The organism is Kutzneria buriramensis (genome assembly GCF_003387475.1).
In the GTDB taxonomy this organism is placed as follows: Bacteria; Actinomycetota; Actinomycetes; order Mycobacteriales; family Pseudonocardiaceae; genus Kutzneria; species Kutzneria buriramensis.
Window position 1 is genome coordinate 44,723 of sequence record NZ_QUNO01000007.1, and the last position, 25,857, is coordinate 70,579.

Below are 25,857 nucleotides of genomic sequence, written 5' to 3' on the forward strand. Positions count from 1 at the left end.
CGCTGAGATGCCCAGACTGTCGCCATGGACCTGGGATTTCGGGGCGAGGTCGCCGACTTCTACCACCGGTTCCGCCGTGGCTATCCGCCGGCGGTGATCGACTCGCTGGTGGACGCGTTCGGGTTGACCGCCGACGACGTGGTGGTGGATCTCGGCTGCGGAACCGGCCAGCTGGCGCTGCCGATCGCCGACCGCGTGCGGTCGGTGGTCGCCGTCGACCCGGAGCCGGACATGCTGCTGCGCGGACGCCGGGCCGCCGCTGAGCGCGGGGTCGACAACGTGAGCTGGGTGATCGGGGCCGACACCGACATGCCGGCGCTGGGCGCGCTGCTCGGCGACCAGCGGGTGGGGATGGTGGCCGTCGGTCAGGCACTGCACTGGATGCGGCACGACGAGTTGTTCCGCGCGACGGTTCCCGTCGTCCGGCCCGGCGGCGGAATTGCCGTGGTCGCCAACGGAACACCGTTGTGGCTCCAGGATTCCGCGTGGTCCCACGCCTTGCGGGACAGCCTGGCTGACTGGTTCGGCAGCAAGCCGTCCGCCGCCTGCGGCACGGATGACGCCAGCCGACAACGATACGGCGACAGCTTGACCGCCGCCGGTTACGACGTGGCCGTCACCGCTGTCGACTACACCGACGAGCTCAGCTTGGAACAGGTCGTCGGCGGTGTCTATTCGGCGCTGCCCGTCGACCGGCTGCCCGCTCCGGCGGAGCGTCCACGGTTCGCCGAGCGGCTGGGCGAGGCGCTCCAACCGCATCGGCCGTTCATCGAGCGGGTTCGGGTGACGATCCTGACCGGCCGGCGTCGGTGATCCAGGTGGCGACCTGAGTCCGGGAGGTGCAGCCCAGTTTGACGAGGATGCGCCGGATGTGGCTGTCGACGGTGTGGTCGGAGATGTGCAGGCGGGTGGCGATCTGCCTGTTGCTCAGGCCCTCGGCGACGAGGTGGGCCACCTCGGCCTCGCGCGGGGTGAGCGGGCCGGCGGCTGTGCTGGTGGCGGCGGCCGGGGCGGGTTCGCCCAGCGCGAGCGCGATGGCGTCGGCACGGCTCAGGCGTCGGCCGTCCTCGAGGCACGCCTGGTAAGTGGTGTCGCCAAGGGCGGCTCGGGTGGCTGCACGGGCGGTGTCCAGCGCTGGAGTCAGGTACGGCCGCAGCGTGGTGCCGGCGCGGAGGGACTCGGTGGCGCCGAGCAGTTGGGCGGCGAGCCGCTGCTGCTGGGTTGCGGCGGCGTGGCAGGCGAGCGCGCCGAGGACGTGGTGCTGGGCGACCCGGTCGTCGAGGCGGCGGGCGATGTGCAGGGCCTCGGCGAGCAGCGGCCGCGCCTCGTCGAAGTCCGGCGTGGCCAGGGCGAGGTTGGCCAGCATCATCTCCAGCGCGTACAGGTCGTCGACCGCGCGGCACCGGCGGATTCCGTCGGCGGCCGCGGTCCGGACGGTGGCGAGGTCGCCGTCGAAGAGCCCGATGATCGACTCCGCCTGGCGCACGGAGATGGTGGACAGATGGTCGTTCGGCGCGAGACCGGCGGCGGCCTCGAGCAGATCGTGGCCGTCCTCGCCGGCGGTGTGCGCGACGATGGCGGCCAGCGTCAACGCATGCACCTGAACGGGGACGAGACCGGCCCGTTCGGCGGCGGCCGCGGCCCGTCGGAGCAGCGGACCGGCGGTGTCGGCATCGGCCTGGAGCACGGCGAGAAACCCGCGCATGAACTGGGCGAGGAGGTGCTCCCCGGCGTCCAACTCGTCGAGCCAGCGGACGCCTTCGCTGGTGGCGCGGGTGGCCCAGAACCACCCCGCGGCGGCGGCGAGATCGAGCCCGAGCCGCCGGTCGCCGCGGAGCACGCATTGCCCCAGCACGGACCGGATGTTGTCGATCTCGACGTCCATCCAGGCCAGCCACTCGAGCAGGCGGAAACGGACCTGCGGCAGCGACTCCAGGCAGCGGTCGCGGTAGTACTCCGCGCAGCGCCGTTCGAACGATTCCTGTTCACCGGCCTCGCGCAGCTTGATGCCGGCGTACTCGCGCATGGTCTCGTGCAGCCGATAACACGCCACCTCGCCGACGTCGTCGCGGATCAGCAGCGACTTGTCCACGAGCGACGCCACCGCATCCAACACGCCCGCAGCCGGAAGGTCCTGCGCGCAAACGGATTCGACGTCGTCCACGGTGAACCGTCCACCGAAGACGCACAGCCGCCGCAGCAGGGCCTGCTCGTCGGCGGTCAACAGGTCGTGGCTCCAGTCGATGGTGGCTCGCAGCGTGTGGTGGCGCGGCGCCACCGCCTGGCCACCGGTCAGCAGGGCGAACCGATCGGCGAGGCGGGGAAGGATCTGCGCCACCGACAGGACCCTGGTCCGGACCGCGGCCAGCTCGATCGCCAACGGCAGGCCGTCGAGCCGGCGGCACAGCTCGACCACCGCCGACGCGTTCGCGGCGGTCAGTTCGAACCGGCCGATGGCCGTCGCACGCTCCACGAACAGCTGTACGGCCTCGTTCTGGCGCACCTGTACCAGCGACGCCTGAGCCAACGGAAGATCGAGCGGCGGCACTGTGACGACATGCTCGCCCGCCACCGACAGCGGTTCCCGGCTGGTGACGACCACGCACACACCCGGCGCGGTGTGCAGGATCCTGCTCAGCAGCGCGGCGGTGGCCGCCAGCAGGTGCTCGCAGTTGTCCACCACCAACAAGAGCCGCTTGTCACGCAGATACGACAGCACCAGCTCCGCCGGTTCGGCGGCTTGATCCCGTAGGTCGAGCCCGGCCAGCACGGCGTTGGCCACCAGGCCTGGATCCCGTAGATCGGCCAGCTCGACCAGCCACGTCCCGTCCGGGAAACCGCGGGCCAGCTCGGTCCCGGCCCGCAGGGCCAGGCGCGTCTTGCCGACCCCGCCCGGACCCACGAGGCTGACCAGCCGCGCCTTGGCGAGCTTCTGCCGGACCTCGGCCAGCTCCCGGCGGCGACCCACGAAACTGGTCGCATCGGCCGGCAGGTTGCCCGGGCGGCGCGCAGGTCTGGCCATGACCCCTCGAACCCTACTATCCCGCGCCCATCACGAATTCCCGTGATACCGGGCGGCCGGCGCCGTTCCTACGGTGGCCGGTGTGACCACGGCAAACACCCTGATCGCCCCCGATGCAACGATGTCGCCCCGGGCGAGGGCGAGGCTGGCCGGCGTCTTCGAGGCGCTGGAGGGAACGGCGTCGGCCGGCGGCCAGGTGGTGATCCTCGGGCAGTTCGTCGTGCCCGGCGGGGACGCCGCCACGGCGCACAACATCCTGGCGCACGAGACCCTGTTCCGCTTCGGGTTCCTGCTGTCCCTTGCCGGCGTGGGGTTCCACCTCGCCTGGGGCCTGCTGATCTACCAGGTGCTCAAGCCGGTGAACCGCACGGTGTCGCCGGTCGCCGCCTTCATGGTGATCATCACCAGCGCCATGCAGGCGGTCACCGCGCTGCTCTACCTCGCTCCGCTGGTTGTGCTGAAGGGCGGCGGCGGTCAGGCTCCCGGGCTGGCCGCCGAGCTGGTCAAGCTGAACGGCGCCGCGTTCCAGGTCGACCTGACCTTCTTCGGGTTCTGGTGCGTGCTGACCGGTTATCTGGTCCTGCGATCGCGGTTCCTGCCCAGGCTGCTGGGCGTGCTGCTGATGGTCGACGGCGTCGGCTGGAGCCTGTATCTGTGGCCGCCGCTGGCCACCGCGCTGTTCCCGGCCATCGCGGTGGCCGCCGGGCTGGCAGAGGTGCCGATGCAGGTGTGGCTGATCGTCCGAGGCGTGAACAACGGGAGATGGTACGAACAGGCGGGGATCAGTCCAGCAACGCCGTGATCGACATGCCCAGCGCGGCCGCGTGCTCGGTGCCGGCGACGACTTCTCGTTCGCCGGCAGCCGCGTCGCCGGGCCGGCCGCGCAGCAGCAGCGCCTGCCCGTAGCGGATTCGACACACGACGACGGCGGGCCAGTGCCCGAGGGCGAGGTTGTGCTGGATCGCGGTGTGCAGATGTCGCACCGCGCGGTCGATGTCGCCGGTGGTGAGCGCGGCGATGCCCAGCGAGTGGTGGGCGGAGCCGAAGCAGGCCACGGCCAGGCTGGGCATGATCGGCAGGTCGGCGAACGGCCGGAGCTGCTCGTACACCTGGGTGGCGGTGGCGGTGTCGCCGAGCCGGTACGCGGCCTCGGCGATGCCGCTCATCGACACCAGCCACGTGCTCGACCGCGGCAGCGCGGCCAGGCCGTGACCGGTCAGGCGGGCCAGGGAGCTCGCGGCCTTGCGCTGGTCGCCGGTGATCGCCGCGGCGGCCGCCAGGGCGGCGAAGTAGGAGTTGTCGATGGTGCTGAGGGTGGTGGAGTGCACGAGTTCGTCCAGCATCGGCAGGACCTCGGCGAGCCGCCCCTGGAACCAGCGGATCGCCACCAGCTGCGCGCCGTACCAGCCCATCGCGTCGGCGTCGCCCGCCTCCTGCCCGAGCTCGGCGCAGGACAGGGCCAGCTTCTCCGCCTCCTCGAACCGGCCGGCGCGGATCGTCAGCATCACGCGCATCGCCGTCACGGCGAAGCCGACCGCCAGGTGCTCGCGGTCGGCCAGCAGGTGCTCCAGCTCGCCCAGCCGTCTCTCGGCGTGCGGGTCGGCCGCCATGAACAGGTCGATGGTGTGCCACAGCAGGCCCATCAACCGGTCGATGGGCCGCCCCGTCCGGTCGCTCTCGCCGATCAGCTCCAGGGCGAGCGTCTGTCTCAGCCGGCCGTGGTCGGGGCCGAGCACGCAATGGTGAGCGATGCTCAGCGCCTCGGCGTGCGCGACCGGGTCGCCGGCCAGGCGCGCCTCGGCGAGCACGGCGAGGATCTCGTCGTGCTCCGCGTGCTGGTACTGGGACTCGCCGGCGAGGCGGATCCGGAGCCGCAGCGCCAGCGGCGACCGAGGATCGACGGCAGCCAGCGCGTGCCGCAGCCGTGACCGCATCTGGTTCGCGGTGGTCGCCGTGCGATGTTCGTGCACCCACAAACCGCACAGTCCCAACACTGCCAGCGCCTGACCGGCGGCGTCGCCGGCCTGTTCGGCGAGGCGGAAGGTGATCTCGAACTGCTGCCGGCTGGTCAGCAGGCTGCCGTCGACGCACAGCGCCTGCGTGCCGGCGGCGAGCGCCGCTTCGAGCTGGTCGGTGTGCTGTGCGCGTTGTGGGCCGGGGCCGAGCAGGTTGTCGTCCTGGGTGAGGATCCGCCGGTGGATGTCGGTCAGCACCGGCGACGGCTCGACGCCGAACTCCTCGATCAGCACCAGCCGGGCGCGGCGGAACGCCTCCAGCGCGTCGGTCTGCCGGCCCGCGCGGTACAGCGCCGTCATCAGCTGGCCCCACAGCCGCTCGTTCTCGGGATGGCTCGTGGTCAGCCCCTCGAGCTCGGCGACGAGGTGCTGGCCGTGGCCGGTCGCCAGCTCGGCGTCGATCCGGTCCTGCACGGCGTCGTGGCGCAGCTGCGCGAGGCGGCGTCCCTCGGACGTCAGGGCGGGCAGACCCGGGAAGTCCTCGTAGGCGTCGCCCCGCCACAGGCGCAGCGCGGCCGCCAGCTGTCCGATCGCGACGTCCGGACGGCCGGCCTCCAGCGACCGATGGCCCGCCGCCGCCAGCCGTTCGAAGCGGACGGCGTCGACCAGGTCGGGGTCGCCCCGCAACAGGTAGCCGGGGGCGCGGGTGATGATCAGCTCCGGCGACCCGATCGCCTTGCGCAGCCGCGAGACGTAGGTGCGCACGGTCCGGTCCGCGTCCAGCGGCGCGTCCAGTCCCCACAGCAGCTCCACCAGCGCGGACACGGCGACCGGGTGGGCGTCGGCGGCGACCAGCCGCGCGAGTAGGGCCCGCAGCCGCGGCCCGCCGAGGTTCACCGGCACGCCGTCGACGTCGACCTCCAGACAACCCAGCACCCGGATGTCAACGACACGCGGAATATCGCCCACACCGCCCCCAGCACAGGTTGTGTCACCTGCCAGGACAGGAGCGGCGGCCCGTTTGTCGGATACGTCGGACCGTGCCGGCGCTGCTGATCGGCGGAGGGGTTGGCGCCGGTCAGGGGATGATCAGCACCTGCCCGGGGAAGATCACGTTCGGGTTGGCGATGCCGTTGGCCGCCGCGATCGCCTGGTACGTGGTGCCGAAGCGCGCGGCGATGCCCGACAGCGTGTCGCCGGGCTGCACGGTGTAGGTGCGGCGGGCCGGCTCGGGCCCGTCGATCAGCAGCACCTGGCCGGGGAAGATCCGGTTCGGATCGGCGATGCCGTTGATCTGCTGGAGATGCTGCCAGGTGGTGCCGAACCGGGCGGCGATGCCGGACAGCGTGTCGCCGGCCTGCACGGTGTACGTCCGACCGGACGGCGGCGGTGGGGGCGGGGGCACCGGTCCGGAGCCCCCGAGGGTGAGGTCGGCGAGGGTGAACGCGCCGACGGTGACGTCCCGGTCGACCGGCCCGGCGACACCCGGCACGACGCCTTCGTCGCTATGCTGGTGCAGGGCGAGCCGGGGATGGCTGTAGCCGCCGGTGTCGCCGGGCGCGCCGTTGAACAGGGCGAGCCAGACCGCCACATCGCCGTCGGCCCATTCGTCCGGACGCAGGGTGTTGCGCCAGGTGGACAGGCTGGCGTAGACCGCGACCCGCTGCACGCCGGTGGCCTCGCGCAGCAGTCGGATCCAGTCGGCGACGAATCCGTTGGCAGTGCCCGCATCCCAGTGGATGTGGTCGGTCGGCGAGTCCTCGATGTCCAGCATCGGGAGGAAGGAGCCGGCGCCGAGCACCCCGAGCTTGGTGGCCATGCCGGCGAACGTGTCGACGTTCGCGCCGACGCCCGGACCGGGGTCGCCGAAGTGGTAGCCGCCCGCCGCGATGCCCGCGCCCCGAGCGCCGTCCACCTGCGCGACGCAGGTCGGCGAAAAGTAGTAGTCCCCCTGCGTGAGCTTCACGGAAGTGTAGGAGATGTTGTTGCCGCTGACAGCGTTCCAGTCGGTGACGTTGTTCCACTGCGACACGTCGATTCCGAAGTCGGGCATGGATTCCCCTCCTGTTGCGGACGTCGGCGACGACCATGCCAACGCGCGTCGACAATCCGTCGACAACGCTCGTCAGAAACGCACCGCGGCGAGGGTTGGCTGTCGACGGATTGTCGACGGGTCGTGCGACCGTCCACGCCGGAGGAGGGCGGGGGAGGAGCGGGGGCATGGCTGTGTTGGGACGGACGCGGGAGGTAGCGGCGCTGCTGCGCGCCGTGACGGATGCGTCGGCGGGCAGCGGGTCGGCGCGGATTCTGTTGGGGGAGGAGGGGATCGGGCGGTCCACTGTGTTGCGGCACCTCGCGGACACGGTGTCGTGCCGGGTGCTGTGGGTGCGGGGCTGCCGGGCCGAGGCGGAGCTGCCGTTCGCCGGCGCCGCGCAGCTGCTCGGCGGCCTGGGGGAGCACTTCGCGCAGGTGCCGCCAGCGCGGCGGCGGGCGTTGGAGGTGGCGCTGGCGCTCGCGGACGGACCGGCGCCGAACGTGCTGGCGGTCTGCGCCGGGGCACTGGACGTGTTGGGTGCGGCCGCCAAGCGGGGACCGCTGCTGGTGCTGGTGGACGATCTCCAGTGGATCGACCCGGAGTCCCGGCTGCTGCTTGCCTACGTCGGGCGGCGGCTGGCGCGGGAGCGGATCGCGCTGGTGATGGCGCTGCGCGAGATGCCCGCCGACCCGGAGCCGGAGCTGCCCGTGGTGGCGCTGCGCGGCTTGAACGTTGCGGACAGTCGCCGGCTGGCCCGGTCGCACGGGTTGACCGCGCACGATCACGAGGTGGCGGCGGCTGTCGAGGCGACCGGCGGAAACCCGTTGGCACTGCTGGAGATGCTGACCGGTGCCTCGAAGCGGACGGTGTGGCACGACGTGCTGGCGGAACTGCCCGAGGCGACGCGGCGGGCGCTGTTGGTGCTGGCCGTGGCCGGGCCGCTGGAGCCGGCGTCGCTCGATGCGACGCTGGCCGAGCTGGAGCTTTCGTTGCACGACCTGGATCCCGCCGAAAGGCTGGACTTGGTGACCGTCGGCGACCAGTTCCGACTGCGGCACCCGCTGCTGGGGGCGGCGCTGACCGCGGTGACGCCGACCGCGACCAAGCGGGCGGTTCATCGCGCGCTGGCCGCTACATCGGAGCCGGATCGGCAGGCGTGGTACCAGTCGATGGTCACCGCAGGTCCGGATGACGAGTTGGCGACACGCCTCGCCGGGATCGCCCGGCGGGCGGGGGAACGCGCCGATCATGAGGCGGCGGCCCGGTTCATGCACCGCGCGGCCGATCTCACCGGGGCTTTGCCGGCAAAGGCGGAGCGGCTGCTCTCCGCGGCGGCGTCAGCGATGCGGGACGGGGCCGGCGAGCGGGCGGTGTCGTGGTGCCGGCACGCCATCGCAATCCGGGCCGATCCCGGTCTCCTGCCGGCCGCCACGGTGATCTCCGGACGTGCGCTGGCCGTGGCCGGCCGACACCGGGAGGCCTACGACACGCTCACCGATGCGGCATCGAGGGTCGCACGACACGACCCTGTGGCGGCGGCCGTGCTGCTGTGCGAGGCGACGGTGCCGGCAACAGTTCTGGGCCAGGGGCGACTGGCCTGCGAAGCCGCCGGCGAGGCCGAGTCGCTCGCCGGCGGCGCGCCGCTGCCCGCGCGGGCACGGTTGCAGGCCACGGCGGCACGCGTTTTGCACGGCCTGCCGGACAAGGCGGCATGGCCGGACGGCGAGGCGGCGTTGCCGTCGGTGGACGAGCTCGCCGGCGACACGATGTCGTTGGTGCAGGCGGCAACCGTGCACCTGTGGGCGGAACGGCCGGAGGCGGCGCGGATGGCGGTCAACGCGGCGATCGACCGCCTGCGGCGCGGCGGTTCGCAGTCGCTGCTGGCCGTCGCGTTGACGGTACGCAGCGACCTCGCCTTCCGCGCCGGCCGGTGGATGTCGGCACAGGCCGACGCCATGGAGGCCGTGAAGGCCGCTGAGTCCAATGGAACCGTCGCGTTCGGACTGATCGCGCTGGCGCGACTCGACGCCGTTCGGGGCGACGACACCCTGTGCGGCGAACGAATCGCCCGCAGCCGCCGGGAAGCCGGCCCGTACGGGATCGACCTGCGCCTGCTGCTGGAACCCGCGGTCGAAGGGCTGGCGGCGCTCGGCGCCGGCGAACCGGCAGCCGCGCTGGAGCCGCTGGAGGCCGCGTGGGCGCAGGCCCTCGAGGGTGGCGTGGGAAACCCGAACGTCGTGCCGTTCGCCGCCGATCTCGCCGAGGCAAATGTCCGATGTGGACATCGGAAGAGGGCGACGGAGGTGTTGTCCTGGCTGGAAGAACGGGCGGCCACGCTGCGGCTGGCCGGTCCCCTGAGAGGTGCGCTGCGCGGCAAGGGCCTGCTCGACGCTGACGTGGAACTGCTGGCCGCCGCCCGCCAGGCCTGCGACAACCCGTTCGAACTGGCCCGAATCCTGTTGTGCGAGGGCGAAGTCCTCCGCCGAACCCGTCATCCCGCCGCCGCCCGGCCGTCGCTGCGCAAAGCGCTGCGCCTGTTCGAAGGCCTCGGCGCAAAAGGCTGGGCCGAACGCGTCGCCACCGAACTGGCCGCCGCCGGCGAGCGCGACGTCACCGCTCCCGACAGGACCGTCGAAGTGCTTACCCCGCAACAGCTCCAGATCGCACGCCTGGTGGCGGCGGGCCGCAACAACGTCGAGACGGCCGAGGCGCTGTTCCTGTCCCGAAAGACGGTCGAGGGCCACCTCACCCAGGTGTACCGCAAGCTCCGCGTGCACTCTCGGACACAGCTGGTGAACGCCTTGTCACGCCTGGACAACACCCTTGGGGGAGCAGGGGCCGTGTTCGAGGGACACCACGTCGACATCGGACCGTGAGATCGAGGGAGCCACCCGATGCGGCCGGCCGGCTCCGGCAGCCAGAGTTGAGGAACAGCAACGCCAACGGCACGGGGAGAGACATGGACACCGCCAGCCAGATCGTGTTGCGCCTGGCCGATCCGTCGGCCCGACCGGGCGTGCTCACGGCTGACGCGCTGCTCGCCGTCGCCACCGTCGCCTACGACCTCGACCCGGCGCTGGCGACGGCCCCCGCGACGGCGGTCTTCGACCGGTTCGACCTGGCGGTGCCGCTCGGCTCGCACGTGAGCGCGACGGCGCAGTTCCGCCGCACCGGCGAGCCGATCCCGTGGGAGGTGGCCGCCAGCTGGGACACCGGCGCGGTGCCGCCGCCGGCCGCCGACGCGGTCTGGGCCGGCAGCATCGTGGTACGCACCGCGATCGTCACCGACACGATCGTCGGCGTCAGCACCGCCGAGCCCGACCTGGACGCCGCGTTCGCGGCCGCGCTGGCCGGACTGCCGGCGACCGCGACGCCCGACCAGGTCCGGGCGGCGCTGCGCGGCGCGGCCGCCACGGTGGACTCGCCGCCGCTGACCGACACCGAACTGGACGGGGTGCTGGCGGCCTTCGCCGCCGGTTCCACCGACGTCCGGGTCCTCGGTCGCGCGGTCGGCGGCCGCGAAACGCTCGTCACCGGCCTGCGGATGAGCCCGGCCGGACAAGATCCGGCCCCGGCCCCGGTGGCCCTGCCCGTCGTGGTGTCGTTCCTGGTCGCCGACGCGGCCACGAGCCCGCGAACGCTGTTGCAGGGCACCGTGGCCGCCCGGCTGGGCGCGGCCCGCTACCCCGCGGCGGCCGCCCCGGCCGGCGCCCCGGCACGCCTGCACGACCGCCTGGTCTGCTGGGTCGTGCCGGGGTCCCTGTTCGACGATCCCGGCTGGCCGGGCGGGGCGAGCGGCACCGCCGCCCAGCAGCGCGCCGCCCGGCTGACCGCCGCCCGGAGCTGGCTCGCCGGCCAGGGCGTCGCCGTCGTCACGGTGGATCTGCCGTGACGACGACCAAGTCCCGTCTCGCACGCCAACACCACGCCCGGAGACCGGCATGACATCTCTCGTCCAACCCGCCTTCCCCTTCGTCAACGTCACCGTCGACGCCAGCGCGCTGATCCCGACCGCGCAGCGCGCGCCGGGGGTCGTCGCGGTCGTCGGCAACGCCGACGGCGCCACCGCCCCGCCCTCGACGCCGCTCGTGGTGACCAGCCACGACGACGCCATCAACCTGTTCGGCAAGGCGAAGGCGGCCACCGCGCTGAGCAGCAGCCTCGACCTGGTGCTCCAGCAGGACCCGCAGCCGAGCAAGATCTACGGCGTCCGCACGCCGACGGCCGGCAACTACGCCGCCGCGCTGACCGGCCTGGAGGCCGCCGACGACGTCACGTTCGTCTGCCTGGCCAACGAGACGTCGATCGGCGCGGCCACCGCCGGCGCCACCGCGGCCACCGGCCTGCACGCGCTCACCGAGCACGTGGAGAACATGTCGGCCGCCGGCAGCCGCCGGATGGCTGTCGCGATGATCGACCCGACCCTGCCCCGCACCGCCACGTACGTCACCGACGTGCTGGCCACGACCAGCTACGGCTCGCTCAAGAGCCCGACCGGCCGGCTGATCCTCATCGCCGCCCGCGGCGCCACCACCAACGCGGCGGTCACGCCGGCTCCGGTGGCCGACGCCGCCGCGGCGGCGATGGGGGCGATCGCCGGCTACGCGCCCAGCACCAGCGTCGTGCTCAAGCAGGTGCGGGGCTTCACCGTCCCGGTCACCCAGCAGTACGTGCCGGCGGAGGTCACCGCGCTGGCCGCCGCGGGCGCGATCCCGCTGATCGACCCGGCGCTGATCCCGGGCTCCGGCCTGTTCTTCGGCGACGGCGGCGCCTTCTCGGCCGATCCCGCGTTCAACTACGTCGACGAGCGCCGGGCCATCGACCAGATCGAGTTCCAGCTGCGCGCCGGGCTGATCGGCACGGTCGGCGACGCGCGGATCACCAAGGCCGGCCTGACCACCGTGCGGGTGCGGGTGGAGAGCATCCTCGGCCCGCTGCTGCTCGGCGGCGTGATCGACGCCTTCTCGGTGAACATCCCACTGCTGTCGATCCTGACCCTGCCGGACAGCGCCCGCAGCGCCACCGACCAGGCCCAGGTCGTGACCGCCCGCCAGAACCGGCAGGTCTCCGTCCTCATCAGCGTCACCTACGGGCCGGCCGTGCACCGGCTCAACGTGACGCTCGCCCCCCAGTTCTGAGCAGGAGCCACGATGACGAATCCCGAGACCAGCTGGAACACCCGGCTGACGGTGCACTACACCGACGACAAGGGCGTCGATCACGAGATCTCGCCGATCCAGTCGTTCACCCCGACCTTCGCCACCACCGCGGAGCCGCTGCACAGCATCGAACGCACGCACGTCGGCGTGGTGGTGCAGCCCTACTCGCTGACGTTCTCCATGACGGTGAACGCGATCGGGCCGGCCAGCGCCCAGCTGACCGCGCTGGCGTTGAACGGCACCGAGTTCAGCATCTCGTTGCAGGAGAAGACCGGCAACGACTGGTCGTTCTCGACGATCGTGCTGCGGCGCTGCGTGCTCACCAGCGCCTCGCCGACGGCCGCCACCGTGACGGGTGCGCCGCAGGCGACGTTCTCCGGCTTCTCCATGCAGGTCGACGCCACCGACAGCCACGGCGCCAAGACGTCCGGGCCGCCGCAGGCGATCGGCTGACCAGAGGGGAACTCCCATGTCCGACGACTCGGCTCTCGACGACGGCAGCGGCGTGCTCGTCCCGCCGCCGCTGGACGGCCCGCCCGACGTGGCCGACGCGGACGGGCTGGTGCTGCGGTTCCCGGTGGAGATCGAGGTGCGGCTGGTGGCCCCGTTCGACCGGGAGCAGCTGGTCAGCGAGGCGCTGGATCGGCTGACCGCGGCGTTGGAGGGGCTGGCGTGACGACCGTGCAGGTGCCGGTGCGGATCCGGCTCGAGCTCGACGGCGACCAGCCGCATCCCGCGCTGGTGGAGTTGGTGGGCGCGGCGACGCAGAAGGCCACCACGCGCGCCCTGCGACGGGCCGGAGACGTGTCAGCGGTCGCCGGCTCGTCCTGGCCCGCGGAGGGCCCGGACGTCAGCGTGCGGTTCACCGGCGACCAGGCGCCGCAATGGTTGGCGGATCAGCTCACGGCCGGCGTGCACAGCGCCGTCGGAACCGCGGCGGCGCAGGCGCTCGCCGGTCCCCAGGCCCCGCCGGCCTACACCGTCACGCCGATCACCACCGCCATCAGCCTGCGGACGTTCACCACCGACGACGAGCTGGAGCTGGCCGCGCTGGCCTGGTACGGCGGCGCCCCGCCGGCGAAGTTCCTTGCCATCGCCCGAAACGGGGGCGGCGAGGCCTGGCAGTGGCTGGTCGAGCAGGGGCCGGGCGGCGAGTCGTGGGGCGTGCAGTCGCTCGGGTCGCTGCGGGAGTTCCACCTGCCGCCGGGGGCTGGGCCGGCCGAGGCCGTGGCCGGCTTCGGGCACCGCGCCGACGGGCTGCGTTTCGTGGACACCGCCGCCACCGCGGCCGCCCAGCGCCGGGTGTTGACCGGTCTGATCCTGGGGTACCTGCGCGGTGGATCCAGCCACGCGCCGGACAAACGGTTGGCGGCCAAGGCCGCCGAGCTCGCCGCCCGGTACCCGTGGACCCGGCCCGTGCTCGTCTACGAGTTCACCTACCGGGGCGCGGCGGTGACGTGGCTGCGAAGCCCGCACGACCTGACCCGCGGCACAGTGCCGGTGGCCATGCTGACCGAGGAGATCCCGGTCGAGCAGCTGCGCACCCGCGGCTACGGCGACTGCCCGCCGCTCACGCAGAGCCTGGTCGACCCGATTCCCGATGCCGGTTCCCCGTTCCTGCACGAACTCGCGCTGGAGGACTGGGACGCCGACGAGTACTCGGTTTTCAGCGACCTGATCGAGCAGATCGCCTTCGAGGCGGACGTGGCCCCGGGGCGGTTCGCCGCGTCGTTCGTGCTGGCGACGTTGGCCCAGATCGGCGACCAGCTCGAAGGGCTGGGCGAGCTGGACGCCACCTGGGCCCGGCAGTCGCAGCTCAAGCACGCCGCCACCGCGCTCGGGCTGATCAACGCCCTGATGTTCGCGGTCAGCAAGGCGATGCTCGACCGCGACCGCGCCAAGCGGCTGTCCTGCCCGCTCGCCGGCAACGCCGGCCAGTGGGCCACGCACCTCCAGAACCTCTACTTCCCGCTGCGGCAGCGGGTGATCGGCTCGATGTTCGTGGCGGCCTGCCAGGACGTGCTGCTGGCCAAGATGGAGAGCAGCGCGGCCGAGATCCAGCGCCGGATCACCGAGCAGGCCCAGTACATGGAGGTGACCCGGGCGACGCTGCTGATCCTGCTGTCCGACCTCGGCGAGCTGACCGACCTGCGGGACCGGATCAACGCCCGGGCGAGCGCCAACCGCCCTGCGGCCTACGTCGTCGGGCTCGCGCAGGGCTGGGACCGGGCGGCGTCCGACCTCGTCGCCCGCCTCGACCCGACCATCGAGTTCGACGCCGGGGACGGGGTGGTTTTCCGGGCCGGGGCGTACCGGATCCAGGACCGCCACGGCGTGTGGTGGTCCCGTGCGGACCTGGACGCGGCGATCGAGGCGATGCGCGCCGAGGCGTTCGAGATCGACCCGCTGCTGGCCCGGCTGACCGACATCCCCGACGTCGTGCGGCGCCTACGGGCGGCGCAGCAGCTGGACAGCGTCGGCCTGACGGGGCTGGCGACCGCCACCAACGCCGCGATCGACCGGGAGTTCCTGGGGCTGCTGGACGAGATCAGGGCGGAGAACGCCAAGCGCACCCCGCAGGTGCGCCGCGACCGTGAGATCGCGTTCGGGCTGGCCACGTTCCACGACACGGCCGGCAAGGGTGCAGCCGCCGAGCTCTCCGGCATCTACGCGAAGGCCGACGAGCTGCTGCGCCCGATGTTCGCCGACACGCAGATCTACCTCGACGGCCTGAACGCGTTGGCCAGGCACGAGATCGGCAAGGCCAACCTGCTGGAGTTCGTGAACCTGGCCGGGCTGCCGCTGCTCGGTGTGTTCTTCCCCGTGACGGCTTTCCTCATCGGCGCGGCCCAGGCGGTGTCGAACCTGCGGACGGCCTACCAGCACCGCGGCATCCAGGAGTCGCTGCTCGGCGGCGACGACATCATCTCGCGGGCCCAGGTCGAGGCCGAGCTGTGGGGCGCGTGGATCGGCGCGGTGCTGGCTTTCCTGCCGGAGCTGCCGAAGGGCGGCCGGGCGATCGGCTCGCTGTTCCGCGGCGAGCTCCGTGCCGGCCTGCGGGCCGGCATCCAGGAGCTCGTGACGCGGCTCGGCGAGGCCACCGTGCAGCGCCTCGTGCTCGCCTACGTCCGCGACGCCACCAAGGGCTGGCTGGTGAACCTGGCGCTGTCCGCCGCGATCGGGCGGTTCACCGCGGCGGTCGCGGCCCAGGTCGAGAAGGGCGGCGACGTCTCGGTGCTGGCCCTGCCGCAGCTGATCGACGACGCGCTGTCGCAGGCGGCGAGGGAGAACCCGCGGCCCGATGCCGACGGGGAGGGCCCGCGATGAGCCCGATCAATCTGCGTGACCCGCACATCCGCGCGCGGGTGCACTCGGCGCTGGGCGAGCATCCGCACCTGCCGGTGGCGATCGAGCGCATCTCCCGCGCGGCGGGGATTCCCGAGGAGCTGGTCAAGGGGCACCTCGAGGAGGCCGTGCTGGAGACGCTCGAGGTGTTGGGCGACCGGTACGTGAGCGAGATGGGCGCGGCGCTGGTCCGCGTGCAGCGGCTGCGCGATGCCGTGCACGGCTTCTACGAGCGAGCGTTGGCCGGCCAACTCGGGCGCGGCGACCGCTCCGGCCTGAAAGCGGCGCTGGAGTCGTTACGTGACGCCACCCGCGAGCTGGTGGACCCCAACGCGTGGGCGAAGCGGCGGGCGAGCGGCACGGGCCCGGTGCCGGCGGCCGCGCTGGAGGAAGGCGACCCGCTCGCCGGCGTGGAGAAGTTCGACGTCGACGCGCACCGGCCCGCCGCGGGACCGCCCGCGTCCCCGGCGAGACTGCGCGATGCGCGGCGGATCTCGTCGCTGCCGGAGGATCTGAGCAAGCCGTTCGTCCGCGCGCGGGAACTCGCGCCGGACGAGATGGCGGCCGCGCTTCGCGGCGACCCCGGCGCGCGGAAGGCGTTGCGGGACAAGCTACGCGGGCAAGTCGGCAGCGACGAACTGTCCCGAGCCCTGGACGCCGTCGACGCCGTTCGCGACCCCGACCCGGGTTACGCGCTCGGCGGCGGCGCCGACGGCCGCCCGCCGTCGGACGAGGTGCGGCAGGCCTTCCGCGACCTGCCGGCCCGGCAGCGCGACGCCGTCAAGCGCGCCGTCGCGATCGACCCGGAGTTCGTCCGCGGCCTCGTGCTCGCGGAGGTGGAGATCGGCCCCCGGCGCGGCGCGAAGGTCGTCGAGCGCTTCGCGGACCTGGACCGGTTCGCCGCCGAGAACGACATCACCGGGCAGCGGCGCGCGGATCTGGAGGAGGGCCTGCGCGCGCTGAACGAGGGGCATCGGGAGGCGCGCCGGGCGGCGGCGAAGGACGAGCTGGACAGCGCGACCGGCGAGCGGCGGGAGGTGCTGCTCGACGAGCTGGCGGAGCGGCTCGGGCTGCCGCCGAAGGGCGCGATCGTCAAGCAGCTGGGGGACAGCCAGCTGCTGCGCGACCTCGCGGCCGACTCGCCCACCCAGCTGCTCGACCTGGCCGGCGCCTGGCTCGAAGCCTCCGCCCGACGGGTCGCGGCGGGCAAGCGGCCGGTCCGGCTGCGCGGCTACGTGCTGGGCATCATGGGATCCCACGTCCGCGGCCTGTTCGGCGAGCTGGGGTCGGTGTTCCAGCTCGGCAAGGACTTCTGGGTGCTCAAGGCGCCCGACCTGCTGGTGACCGAGCCGGGCACGGACTTCGTCGTCGTCGCCCGGGCCACCGGCGAGATCTGGTTCTCCGACAACAAGACGCTGTCCTCGGCCGGGCTGTCCGGGGTGACCAGCCTCATCGAGAACTTCGGCAAGAACCTCGCGGAGGACGTGGCGGCGTTCGAGGAGATCCTGCGGCAGCGCGACCTGCCGCCCGCCCTGCGCAAGGCGATCGTCCGCGCCCGCGAGGCCTCGGCGCTGGTCAGCGACGAGGTCGACGGGCTGCCGCCCGAGCAGATCAAGTCGGACGTGGTGCAGGCGCGGATCGCGAAGATCCTGGCGCCACGCGGGATCCGGCGCGTGGTCAGCAACACCGGCGGCGAGCTGACCGAGCTCTCCGAGCGGCTGCAGAAGTTCCAGATCGACCTGGCCGACCTCGAGTCCGCGGTGCGCAAGTTGCCCACGCGACGGCTGCGCGGCTTTCGGCCCGCCGGCGAGAAGCCCGGCAATCGGAGGGGTGCGCCATGAGTTTTTTCGAGCCATACCTGCACACGCCCAGCGCGGTGCTGTCCGACGGCGTGGTGCCGGTGCCGCTGTGGGCGGTGTCCCAGCTGTCGATCGAGCAGTCGTACTTCGTGCCACAGGTCGGCGGTACGCGCCAGCGGGTGGCGGTAGTGACGCACGACGACACCATCTCGCTGAGCGCGACGCTGGTGGGGCCGCTGCGGTTCGCCTGGAAGGCAGCGCTGGAGAACCTGGCCGAATCCAGCCGTCAGGGCACCGCGCTGTCGCGGCTGACCCGGGGCGCGGTCGGCGGGCTGGTGCTGGTGACGACGGCGACCATCCGGACCGACCTGGCGGTGCAGTCGCTGTCGTTCTCCCTTACGTCGCAACGGCGGGACACGATCGACGTGAGCCTGCGCATGCTGCACCTGCCGCGCCCCAACGGGTTGGCCAAGTTGCTGGACGTGTCGTCCATCGGAGTCGGCGCGCTGACCGACGCGCTGCCGTTCTAAGGGGTCGAGGATGCCCGTGCTGCCCGCACTGATCAGCCGTCCGCTGCTGGACGCGCCCGCCGCCGGCGACGACGGTTCGCAGACCGTGCAACAGGAGTTGGCCGCCGGCCTGCCGGCCCGGATCGACCTGGACGGCAACCGCGGTCTGGTGCTGGCGCTGCCGCTGGGGGTGGCAGCGGCCGTGCTGAACGCGGATCCGACGGCAGTCGTGTTCGACACCGGCACGCCCAACCCGTCGGACCTCACCGCGCTGCGGGACGACTGCGGCGCGTGGCCGCGGCTGACCCTGGTGGTGGCCGGCGGGGTCGGGCAGACGGTGCCGGTGGTGCTCGGCGTCCCGGCCCGCCTCGCCGCGGTCGGCGTAGGGGTGGTCGAGGTGACCGTGGTTCGGCTGGTGATCACCGCCGGCACGCTGCGCAGTCCCGGCCGCTTCGGCAGCAGGATCGCGTTCCGCTGGCGCGACCTCACTCCCGCGCCGGATGCCGGACCACCGGCGCCGGTCGGCGACCCGAGCATCCCGCAACCGTAGCGGCAGGAGCTTCCGATGAGCCTGTTCAGCCTTGCCTCCGCCAACGCGGGCAGCGGAGCCGTCACCACGGGCACCGTCCCCGCCTGGGCGCTGGTGTTCCGCGACGAGACCACCGGGCAGACGCTGCGCACGATCGGCAGCGACGTCTACTACGGCTCGGTGCGCGCCACCCTGCCGACGGGGTTGGCCGGCGGCAGCTACGAGATCGTCGTGGAGGGCATGACCGACGACGACTACGCCCGGATCCGGCTGCCCGCGGGCCGGCCGGTGTCCGCGGACCTGCACCTGTGGTGGAAGAACGCGCCCAGCGGCGTGCTCGGCGACCTGGCCCGGTTCACCGGCCTGGACAGCCCCTTCGGCGCGGCCACCTCGGACCCGCCGCCGTTCAGCCTGGTGGCGGTGATCCGGGTGGACCGGCTGCGCCGGCGCGCCGGCGCCCGCTTCGTGGAGGCGGTGATCACCGGCCGTGAACTGGTGTGGTCGCGGCTGGCCGAGCGCCGGGTGGAGGGCCGCTGCTTCCGCGACCTGGCGGCGTCCGTCGCCGGCATCGCCCGCGACGCGATCTCCGTTGTCGGGCACGGGTTGGAGCGGGCCGCGCATCCCGATGAGGGAAGTGTCGACGTCGCCAAGATCGCCAACGTCGATCCGGGGACCGCGCTGAACGCGATGACCACTCAGATCGGGCAGGTGCGGGCGGTCCTCGGCCTGTACGGGCTCGAGGTCGGCATGATCCGGGACAACACGCTGCACGTGGGGGAGTGGACCGCCGGCGGGACCACGCCGAGGCTGGACGTGCTGCGGCCGCTGGACGACCGCAGCGGCCTGCTGCTGGTCGACCGCGGCACGGCCCGCGACCGCGAACTGGCCGTCGGCAACGGCCGACCGGACACACCGCCGGCCCGGCTCACGCTGTCCGTGACGGCGTTGGGTCGCCCGGACATCAAGCCCGGCGACCTGGTGGCGGTGGCGCTGCCGCCGGAGGACTTCCCGACCACGGAACCGCCGAGCATCGGCGCGACCCTGCTGTCGGCGGTGCCCAGCTCGCTGCTCGGCGGCGCGGGCCCGGACCCGGAGCCGTCGCTGTGTCGGATCGCCGACGTCACGCACACGCTGTCCCGTGAGCAGGGCTTCCTCACCACGTTCCACGCGATGGTGTTGGGCCCCAACGACGACGGCTGGGACCACGTCGGCCCCACCGAGGCCCGGCCGGCGAAGGCGCCGCAGAAGGCGGGCACGCCGTACTCCGACAGCGCTCACGGGGCGGCCACCGCCGTGCACTCGATGGTGCGGGGTACTGCCGCGCGGCTGTCGGCGGCGCGCCAGTCCCGACTCGGCATCGTGCACGATCACGTAGTCGGCGCCGCGCCTCGGCACACCAGCGACGTCTGGTACGCCGACGTGACGCCGGACGGCTCGCCCGGCGCGGCGCAACGCACCCCCATCACCGAGGAGCAACACGGGGAGCTGCAAGGGATTCCGTACCTGACGCCGTTCGCCTGGGGCAGCTACGGGCTGGTGCTGCCGCGCTATCCCGGCACGCGGGTGGTGCTGGGCAACGCCGGCGGCGGGCCCGGGGACTTCGTCGACATCGGCGCGGTATGGCCGCGTGACGGCGGCCCGAACGCCCAGCCGGGGGACTACTGGCTGGCGCTGCCGGTGAACATCGACCAGCGCGAACACCTTGCGGACAGCACGAAACAGTTGCCCACGGACGGCCCGGCGACGCACGACCTGATCGACGCCGGCGGCACGCGGGTGATCGAGACCGCGCGGTTCGTGCTGCGGGTGACCGACGGCCTGACCCGAGCCCCGGGCCGCCCGCAGCCCGGCGACGACGCCGCGGCCGGCAGCGTGGTGATCGAGAGCCGGTCCGGGGCGGACACCGTCGCACGGATCGTGCTCAAGGGCGACGGCAGCATCACCGTCACCGGCACCTCGATCACGTTCGAGGCGCAGGACGACATCGCCTTGAACGCCAAGAACGTCCGGGTGAAGCTCGACGCCCACGGCACCATGGACGTGAGCTGATGCCGTCGCCCGTGACGATCGCCGGCTCGGTCACCTGCGGCCACCCGGCGTCGAAACCGCCGCCCGATCACGGGAAGGCCGCGTTGTCCAGCACGGCAAAGCTCACCGTCGACGGGAAACCGGTGCTGCCGTTCACGGCCGCTGCCCTGCTCGGACCGTACGTCGGGTGCAGCTTCCAGGCCGGCACGGTCGTCGGCCCCTGCACGGTGACGACTCCGGTCAGTGGCGGCAGCTCGACGAAGGTCACCGTGGCGAACACGCCGGTGCTGCTGGATTCCCTCGTCGCCACCTCCCAGACCCCACCGCCTCCCGCAACCGTCACGGTGTCGGCCGGGCAGACCAAACTCACCGCCTCGTGAAGGAGCATCGATGACCTCGTTGCCACCGCCGCCGGCGCCGCCGGGCGCACCGCCCGGCGACGACTCCGCCGTCCGCCGCCGCGCGCTGCTGGGCATCGGCGTGCGGGCCGATCTCGTCTCCACCATCGACATCGCCCGCGACCTGGTGCTGCGCACCGCCGCCACCGGCGTCGACCTCGCCCTCGTGGACGGGGTGGACACGCTCGACCAGGACCTCGCGATCGGGCTGACCACCCTGCGCGGCAGCGACCCGTTCAACCTCCAGTTCGGCTTCCTCGGGCTGCGGCCGCTGGTCGACCAGACCTCGCCGGTGCTGGCGCGGGAGGCGCTGCGGGCGGCCGTGGTCCAGCTGGTGGCCGCCGATCCGAGGGTGCGGCGGGTGGTGGACGCGACCGTGTCGCCGCCCGACAAGGCGTCGCGGGTCATGAACGTCACCGTCACGTTCGAGTCCGTCACCGGCGATCCGGTGACCGTCGACACCGGCGGGTTGGCCTCGGGCGCGGCCTTCGGCGTGCTGGACACCCCCGGCGTCAACCTGGTGGTGACCCGATGACCGACGGCACGAGCCTCGACCTCACCGACGTGCTGGCCGTCGACGTGACGGTCACGCGGTCCTCCGCCAGCCCGAACTTCGGCGTCACCGCCGACGGCTTCCTGCCCAAGCCGTTCACCCGGCTGCTCGCCGAGAAGATCGCCCTGGCGCAGCAGCTGATCGACCCGAACCTCGACCTGTCCAGCGGCAGCGTGGTCCGCAAGCTGCTGGAGATCACCGCCCTGGAGGACGCGCGGACCTGGGCGTCGCTGGCCGCCGAGTACGACGACTGCTTCGTCGGCACCGCCCGTGGGCGCGCGCTGTCCGACCTCGGCGCGGAGCTCGGCATCGCCCGGCCGTTCCTCACCGCGACCGGCACCGTCACACTCACCCTCGCGCAGGCGCTGCCGACCGGCGTGACGCAACTGGTGCTGCCGCGCGGTTCTCGGCTGACCACCCCGGGCGGCCACCGGATCGCGCTGGCCGCGAGCGCGACCTTCGCCGGCGGCCTGACCTCGATCCCGGTCCCCGTGACGAGCTTCGATCCGGGCCCGGTCGGCAACATCGACCCGGCGGTGACCGACGCGACCGGCGGCCACCCGCAGCGCATCGACCGGTGGGAGATCGCCGACACGAAGCTGGCGGCGATGCTCGCGGCGGACGCGCTGGCCAAGTTCCCCGTCGGGGCGTCGGCGGTCGGCCAGGGCCTGGTCCGCATCCAGCACACGCAGGCGTTGACCGGCGGCAACGGGCAGTTCGACGACGACCGCTACCGGGCGCTGCTGCTCGCCGCGCCGAGGTCGGTGTGGACGCCGGAGTCGATCGCGGCGACCGTCGCGCTGGTGCCGGGCGTGCGGCAGGTCGCCGTGCGCGACGGCTGGGGCGGCCTGGACCTGTCGCAGTCCATCTTCGGCCAGTTCAACTTCCTGGAGCGGGTGTTCGCCGCCGACCGCGACCTGTCGTCGCCGTTCTTCGTCACGGTGCTCGTGGCGCCGACCGACGCGGCCGTGTTCGCCGGCCCGACCGGGCTGCGAGCCGCCGTGCAGCAGGCGATCCGCGACGTGCGGCCGATCGGCATCTTCCCGGACGTGGTGCAGGCCGAACAGGTCTTCTTCGCGGTGCAGGCCGATATCCAGACGTCCGGTGTGCCGCTGCCGGCGGGTTCGGTGGCGTCCCGCAACTCCAGCCCCAGCGCGCTGGCCCTCAAGCAGCGGCTGGCCGCCCGGCTGCACGCCGTCGTCGACGGACTGCAGCTGTCGCAACCGGTTCGGGCCGCCGCGATCACCGCCGCGCTGATGGCGGAGCCCGGCGTGGTCGACGTCGGCCAGCTGCACCTGGTGCGGTTCCCGAACCCGGTCGACGGGGTCGGGTCCGGTGGCCAGACCGCTCCGGACAACGGGGTCCTCGGCCTGGACGAGAACCTCCTGCTCGGCGCCGACCAGATCGCGGTCCTGGTCGACGCGCCCGACAAGCTGACGGTGCGGTGAGCCATGACCACCAACGTCCTCGATCCCAACGGCGTCGGCGCCGGGGCGCTCGCCGCGGCGGCCGCCGAGCTGATCGGGCCGCTGTCGGACGCGGCCACGCCCCGGCCGCTGACGCTGCAACCCTCGCCGGCGTCCTCGCCGAAGGGACAGGCCCAGGCAGTGGTGGACGTGTCCACCCGGTTCCCGCTGATCGTCGTCACGCTCCTCACCGACCTGAACGGCGACACCCTCACGATCACGCCCGCGCTCCAGCCCGCCACCGGCGCGCCGGTGCCCCAGCCGGTGGTGACGTTCGCGCCGCGTAGCGTCGCCGGCACCACGCTGGTGGCCGCCGTCCCGCCGACCACCGACGGCGTCGCGTCGCCGTGCACGGTGCTGGTGCAGGGCGTGCGGGCGGCGGCCACGCTGAGCGCGCAGGACCTGATCGCCACCGTGCGGATCCAGCTGGTGCAGGGCATCCTGGGCCGGCTGCTGACGGTCCTGCTGGACGAGAAGGGCCGGCTGCGGCGGGTCGCGCGGGACGTCCGGGCGACGCGGGCGCTGGCGACCGCGACCGGCAACGCGCTGGACCGCATCGGCGACGACCTGTCCTGCCCACGCTTCGCCGACGAGCTGTTCTGGGACACCACCCGACTCAGCCCCGGCACGCGGCCACTGCAACCGCCCGGCACCCGCGAGGACGACGCGTCCTACCGGGCCCGGCTCCGCGTGCTGCGTGGTTTGAGGCTGCCCAGCACCCCGTGGATCGACTCGGCGGTCAACGGTCCGGGGGCTGCCGGCACGCCCGGCACCGGCCTGATGGCCGACGTCGGCCTGATCACCCGGGTCACCGTGGACGAATCGGTCAACCCGCAGCTGCTGGCCATGCGCGTGATCGCCCCGGGCAGCCCGGGTTCGCTGGCGGCGCTGTTCGACGCGATCCGACGGGTGCACCTGATCTGGCCCGCCGGCAGCGCCACCGGCGACACCGTGCACGGACAGCGCCTGCTGCCGCCGGATGTCGTGGCAGCCACGACCAAGCAGCGTGCGGCCCTGGCGACGTGGCAGCTGCCGGACGGCCAGCCGGTCGCCCCGGCGCTGGCCGCCGCGCTGACCCGGCTCAACGACCGCTGCGTCCAGCTGGGCGCGCGGCCGTGGCCGAAGCTGCTCGGCGGCCAGAGCGACACCGGCGGCTCGCGTTTCGAACTGGGCCTCGGCGCCACGCTCGCCGCTCCGGTCGCGGCCCAGTTGGACGCCGCGGTGACCGCCGCGACGGCGTTGAAGGATCCGACCTTGGTGCCGCAGCCGAGGTCCGTGGACCCGGCCGGCGTGTGGCTGCTGAAGGCCAGTGGCCTGCGCACCGCCGAACAGGCCGCCGACGGGACGGTCTTCGTCAGCGCCGCGCTGATGGGATCGCTGGTCGTCGACGTGACCCCGGGCCCGGAGGCCGCCGTCCCGCTGACGTTGGCGGCGCGGCTGGTCTCCGGCACCGATCCCAACCACGACGTTCCCATGGTCGCGGTGATCCAGGCCCTCGCCGCCTCGCAGCTGACGCCGGTGGCGACGCCGGCCACCCTGCTGGCCACCGCGCAGTCGACGGCCGCGGTGACCGGGCTCGGCGCGGCGCTGGACAGTCGGGGCATACCGGGGGTGACGGCGGTGGCCGACTTCGTGCGGCAACTGGCGTCCAGATCGGACCGTGACTACGCGATCTTCGACCTCGGCGCCACTCTCACGGCGGCGGTGATCGCCACGCCGACCCAGCTGAGCCCGTTGCTCACCGCGGCGGCGCAGGCCGGCGCGAGCAGCGTCGTGGCGATCGCCACGAGCGCGGGCACGCTGGCGCTGATGTTCGGCGTGGCCGGACTTCCGTTGGGCGGCTGCAACTTGGCCGCGCAGCAGACGCTGATCCACCGGTGGCAGGTGCGGGCGCTGAGCACCTCGACGCCGGCCGGACTGGAGCCGCGGCGCGGGGTGCGCGTCACGGTTCCGTTCGCCGGCAACGGCGTCAGCATCGTGTCGTGCGTGGTCAGTCAGCGCACCGGCGCGAACGACCCGTACGTGTGGCGTCCCACCCTGCCCGACGGCGTGCTGCTGACCCTGCGCCAGTACGAGCACCTGCTCAACATCGTCGAGCTGGCCACGCCGGTGGGCGTTCGCGCCGACACCTTCGCGCTCCGCCGGCAGCACGTGGACGTGGACGGCACCGGCAAGGCCACACCGCTACGGCCCTCGGCGGCCCGTTCCTATCGGCATTACCGCCTGGCGCGCTCCGCGCCGGCAGGACAAGGAGAAACGACGTGAGCGAGCCCGCGGACCAACTCGTCTACGGCGTGCCGGCGGCCAAGGTCGTCGACGCGCTGCGCGCCACCGGCATGGCCGAGTCCGACGTCATCGCGCTGGTCGGGCGCGGCGTCGCCCGGTCGGAGGCGGTGGCCAAGGCGGCGGTCGTGACCCCGCCGTTCGTCTTTCAGACGCAGGTCGCCCAGACAGCCCCGGAGTGCGCGCTGACCTTCGTGCGGTCGTTCGTGCACCCCGACTTCATCGACGGCGTGACCGTGGTGCAGGGCGGGCAGACGCCCGAGGAGATCGGTTTCAACCTCCGGTTCCACAGCATCGAGGCCGACCTGGACCAGATCTCGCACGACCTGCACACCGCCAGCAACTGCACGGCGGAGCTGCGCCGCGAGCTGTTCGGCATCGTGCAGGAGCTCCAGACCAAGATCAACGAAATCGACGGCCGGCTGGACACCAAGGTCAAGGACAAGGCCGAGAAGGAGACCAAGGAGAAGGAGAAGGAGACCAAGGACACCAAGGAGAAGGCCGAGAAGGAGACCAAGGAGAGCAAGGACAAGGAGGGCAAGGACACCAAGGAGGTCAAGGACAAGGACCACAAGGAGAAGGACAAGGAGAGCCAGAAGGAGGGCGAGAAGGACGGGCACGGCAAGGAGCAGGCCGACCTGCACAACCCGGTCGCGGCCGAGGACGAGGGGCCCGAGCCGGCGGCCGAGGGCGAGGAGCGGACCTTCATCAAGCTGGAGGATCGGCCCGAGGTCGGCCGCGCCGCGCTGGCCGATCCCGACGACGAAGGGGCCTGA

At 72.9% G+C, this 25,857-nt stretch carries 20 protein-coding genes; 17 read left to right on the forward strand and 3 right to left on the reverse strand.

Annotated features, from left to right (window positions below):
• Positions 1–24: 24 nt before the first annotated feature.
• A complete protein-coding gene (locus BCF44_RS21120) occupies positions 25–813 on the forward strand; it encodes a class I SAM-dependent methyltransferase (RefSeq protein ID WP_116176088.1) in 789 nt (262 codons plus the stop codon).
• Here BCF44_RS21120 and BCF44_RS21125 read toward each other — a convergent pair.
• A complete protein-coding gene (locus BCF44_RS21125; RefSeq protein ID WP_116176089.1) occupies positions 767–3,022 on the reverse strand; it encodes a LuxR C-terminal-related transcriptional regulator in 2,256 nt (751 codons plus the stop codon). The two genes, BCF44_RS21120 and BCF44_RS21125, sit on opposite strands and share 47 nt — an antisense overlap.
• A gap of 82 nt (positions 3,023–3,104) precedes the next feature.
• Between BCF44_RS21125 and BCF44_RS21130 the strand changes: the two genes are divergently transcribed.
• The gene (locus BCF44_RS21130; RefSeq protein WP_147328567.1) at positions 3,105–3,824 is read left to right on the forward strand and encodes a DUF4386 domain-containing protein; all 720 of its coding nucleotides are present in this window, start codon (positions 3,105–3,107) and stop codon (positions 3,822–3,824) included.
• Here the strand turns inward: BCF44_RS21130 and BCF44_RS21135 are convergent.
• A complete protein-coding gene (locus BCF44_RS21135) occupies positions 3,805–5,913 on the reverse strand; it encodes an AfsR/SARP family transcriptional regulator (RefSeq protein WP_246015360.1) in 2,109 nt (702 codons plus the stop codon). The two genes, BCF44_RS21130 and BCF44_RS21135, sit on opposite strands and share 20 nt — an antisense overlap.
• A 142-nt stretch (positions 5,914–6,055) precedes the next feature.
• Positions 6,056–7,030: a LysM peptidoglycan-binding domain-containing protein gene (locus BCF44_RS21140; protein ID WP_116176091.1), complete on the reverse strand. Its 975-nt coding sequence runs from the start codon at positions 7,028–7,030 to the stop codon at positions 6,056–6,058.
• Positions 7,031–7,197: 167 nt separating this feature from the next.
• Between BCF44_RS21140 and BCF44_RS21145 the strand changes: the two genes are divergently transcribed.
• The 15 genes from BCF44_RS21145 (at position 7,198) to BCF44_RS21215 (ending at position 25,857) form a co-directional block, all read left to right on the forward strand.
• On the forward strand, positions 7,198–9,888 hold the full coding sequence (locus BCF44_RS21145) for a helix-turn-helix transcriptional regulator (RefSeq protein ID WP_170217659.1): 2,691 nt from the start codon (positions 7,198–7,200) through the stop codon (positions 9,886–9,888).
• Positions 9,889–9,971: 83 nt separating this feature from the next.
• On the forward strand, positions 9,972–10,904 hold the full coding sequence (locus BCF44_RS21150) for a hypothetical protein (protein ID WP_116176093.1): 933 nt from the start codon (positions 9,972–9,974) through the stop codon (positions 10,902–10,904).
• 49 nt (positions 10,905–10,953) lie between these two features.
• Positions 10,954–12,150 (forward strand): hypothetical protein, encoded by a 1,197-nt coding sequence (locus BCF44_RS21155; RefSeq protein WP_116176094.1) that lies wholly within the window; start codon positions 10,954–10,956, stop codon positions 12,148–12,150.
• 12 nt (positions 12,151–12,162) lie between these two features.
• The gene (locus tag BCF44_RS21160) at positions 12,163–12,624 is read left to right on the forward strand and encodes a hypothetical protein (protein WP_116176095.1); all 462 of its coding nucleotides are present in this window, start codon (positions 12,163–12,165) and stop codon (positions 12,622–12,624) included.
• A gap of 16 nt (positions 12,625–12,640) precedes the next feature.
• Positions 12,641–12,847: a hypothetical protein gene (locus BCF44_RS21165; protein ID WP_116176096.1), complete on the forward strand. Its 207-nt coding sequence runs from the start codon at positions 12,641–12,643 to the stop codon at positions 12,845–12,847.
• Complete coding sequence (locus BCF44_RS21170) at positions 12,844–15,498, forward strand: hypothetical protein (RefSeq protein WP_116176097.1); 2,655 nt, start codon at positions 12,844–12,846, stop codon at positions 15,496–15,498. Before BCF44_RS21165 ends, BCF44_RS21170 begins: the two co-directional genes overlap by 4 nt.
• On the forward strand, positions 15,495–17,357 hold the full coding sequence (locus BCF44_RS21175) for a hypothetical protein (protein ID WP_116176098.1): 1,863 nt from the start codon (positions 15,495–15,497) through the stop codon (positions 17,355–17,357). Before BCF44_RS21170 ends, BCF44_RS21175 begins: the two co-directional genes overlap by 4 nt.
• Positions 17,354–17,845, forward strand: a complete 492-nt coding sequence (locus tag BCF44_RS21180; protein WP_116176099.1) for a hypothetical protein — start codon at positions 17,354–17,356, stop codon at positions 17,843–17,845. The genes BCF44_RS21175 and BCF44_RS21180 overlap by 4 nt, the downstream gene beginning before the upstream one ends.
• Positions 17,846–17,855: 10 nt before the next feature.
• A complete protein-coding gene (locus tag BCF44_RS21185) occupies positions 17,856–18,374 on the forward strand; it encodes a hypothetical protein (RefSeq protein WP_147328568.1) in 519 nt (172 codons plus the stop codon).
• Between the two features lie 15 nt (positions 18,375–18,389).
• The gene (locus BCF44_RS21190; RefSeq protein WP_116176101.1) at positions 18,390–20,402 is read left to right on the forward strand and encodes a hypothetical protein; all 2,013 of its coding nucleotides are present in this window, start codon (positions 18,390–18,392) and stop codon (positions 20,400–20,402) included.
• Entirely contained in the window at positions 20,402–20,761 is a 360-nt protein-coding gene (locus tag BCF44_RS21195) for a hypothetical protein (protein WP_116176102.1), read from the forward strand. Before BCF44_RS21190 ends, BCF44_RS21195 begins: the two co-directional genes overlap by 1 nt.
• A 10-nt stretch (positions 20,762–20,771) precedes the next feature.
• Entirely contained in the window at positions 20,772–21,314 is a 543-nt protein-coding gene (locus BCF44_RS21200) for a hypothetical protein (RefSeq protein ID WP_116176103.1), read from the forward strand.
• Positions 21,311–22,780 carry a baseplate J/gp47 family protein gene (locus BCF44_RS21205; protein ID WP_116176104.1) on the forward strand — a complete coding sequence of 490 codons (1,470 nt, stop codon included), beginning with the start codon at positions 21,311–21,313 and terminating at the stop codon, positions 22,778–22,780. Before BCF44_RS21200 ends, BCF44_RS21205 begins: the two co-directional genes overlap by 4 nt.
• Before the next feature lie 3 nt (positions 22,781–22,783).
• A complete protein-coding gene (locus tag BCF44_RS21210; protein WP_116176105.1) occupies positions 22,784–25,063 on the forward strand; it encodes a hypothetical protein in 2,280 nt (759 codons plus the stop codon).
• Entirely contained in the window at positions 25,060–25,857 is a 798-nt protein-coding gene (locus BCF44_RS21215) for a hypothetical protein (RefSeq protein WP_116176106.1), read from the forward strand. The genes BCF44_RS21210 and BCF44_RS21215 overlap by 4 nt, the downstream gene beginning before the upstream one ends.

Excerpts from the sequence above, each read along its gene's own strand:
- BCF44_RS21210 (WP_116176105.1), top strand. The coding sequence starts at position 22,784 with ATGACCACCAACGTCCTCGATCCCAACGGCGTCGGCGCCGGGGCGCTC.
- BCF44_RS21140 (WP_116176091.1), bottom strand. The coding sequence starts at position 7,030 with ATGCCCGACTTCGGAATCGACGTGTCGCAGTGGAACAACGTCACCGAC.
- BCF44_RS21185 (WP_147328568.1), top strand. The coding sequence starts at position 17,856 with ATGCCCGTGCTGCCCGCACTGATCAGCCGTCCGCTGCTGGACGCGCCC.
- BCF44_RS21155 (WP_116176094.1), top strand. The coding sequence starts at position 10,954 with ATGACATCTCTCGTCCAACCCGCCTTCCCCTTCGTCAACGTCACCGTC.
- BCF44_RS21205 (WP_116176104.1), top strand. The coding sequence starts at position 21,311 with ATGACCGACGGCACGAGCCTCGACCTCACCGACGTGCTGGCCGTCGAC.
- BCF44_RS21195 (WP_116176102.1), top strand. The coding sequence starts at position 20,402 with ATGCCGTCGCCCGTGACGATCGCCGGCTCGGTCACCTGCGGCCACCCG.
- BCF44_RS21190 (WP_116176101.1), top strand. The coding sequence starts at position 18,390 with ATGAGCCTGTTCAGCCTTGCCTCCGCCAACGCGGGCAGCGGAGCCGTC.
- BCF44_RS21120 (WP_116176088.1), top strand. The coding sequence starts at position 25 with ATGGACCTGGGATTTCGGGGCGAGGTCGCCGACTTCTACCACCGGTTC.
- BCF44_RS21150 (WP_116176093.1), top strand. The coding sequence starts at position 9,972 with ATGGACACCGCCAGCCAGATCGTGTTGCGCCTGGCCGATCCGTCGGCC.
- BCF44_RS21160 (WP_116176095.1), top strand. The coding sequence starts at position 12,163 with ATGACGAATCCCGAGACCAGCTGGAACACCCGGCTGACGGTGCACTAC.
- BCF44_RS21145 (WP_170217659.1), top strand. The coding sequence starts at position 7,198 with ATGGCTGTGTTGGGACGGACGCGGGAGGTAGCGGCGCTGCTGCGCGCC.
- BCF44_RS21200 (WP_116176103.1), top strand. The coding sequence starts at position 20,772 with ATGACCTCGTTGCCACCGCCGCCGGCGCCGCCGGGCGCACCGCCCGGC.
- BCF44_RS21180 (WP_116176099.1), top strand. The coding sequence starts at position 17,354 with ATGAGTTTTTTCGAGCCATACCTGCACACGCCCAGCGCGGTGCTGTCC.
- BCF44_RS21165 (WP_116176096.1), top strand. The coding sequence starts at position 12,641 with ATGTCCGACGACTCGGCTCTCGACGACGGCAGCGGCGTGCTCGTCCCG.
- BCF44_RS21175 (WP_116176098.1), top strand. The coding sequence starts at position 15,495 with ATGAGCCCGATCAATCTGCGTGACCCGCACATCCGCGCGCGGGTGCAC.
- BCF44_RS21125 (WP_116176089.1), bottom strand. The coding sequence starts at position 3,022 with ATGGCCAGACCTGCGCGCCGCCCGGGCAACCTGCCGGCCGATGCGACC.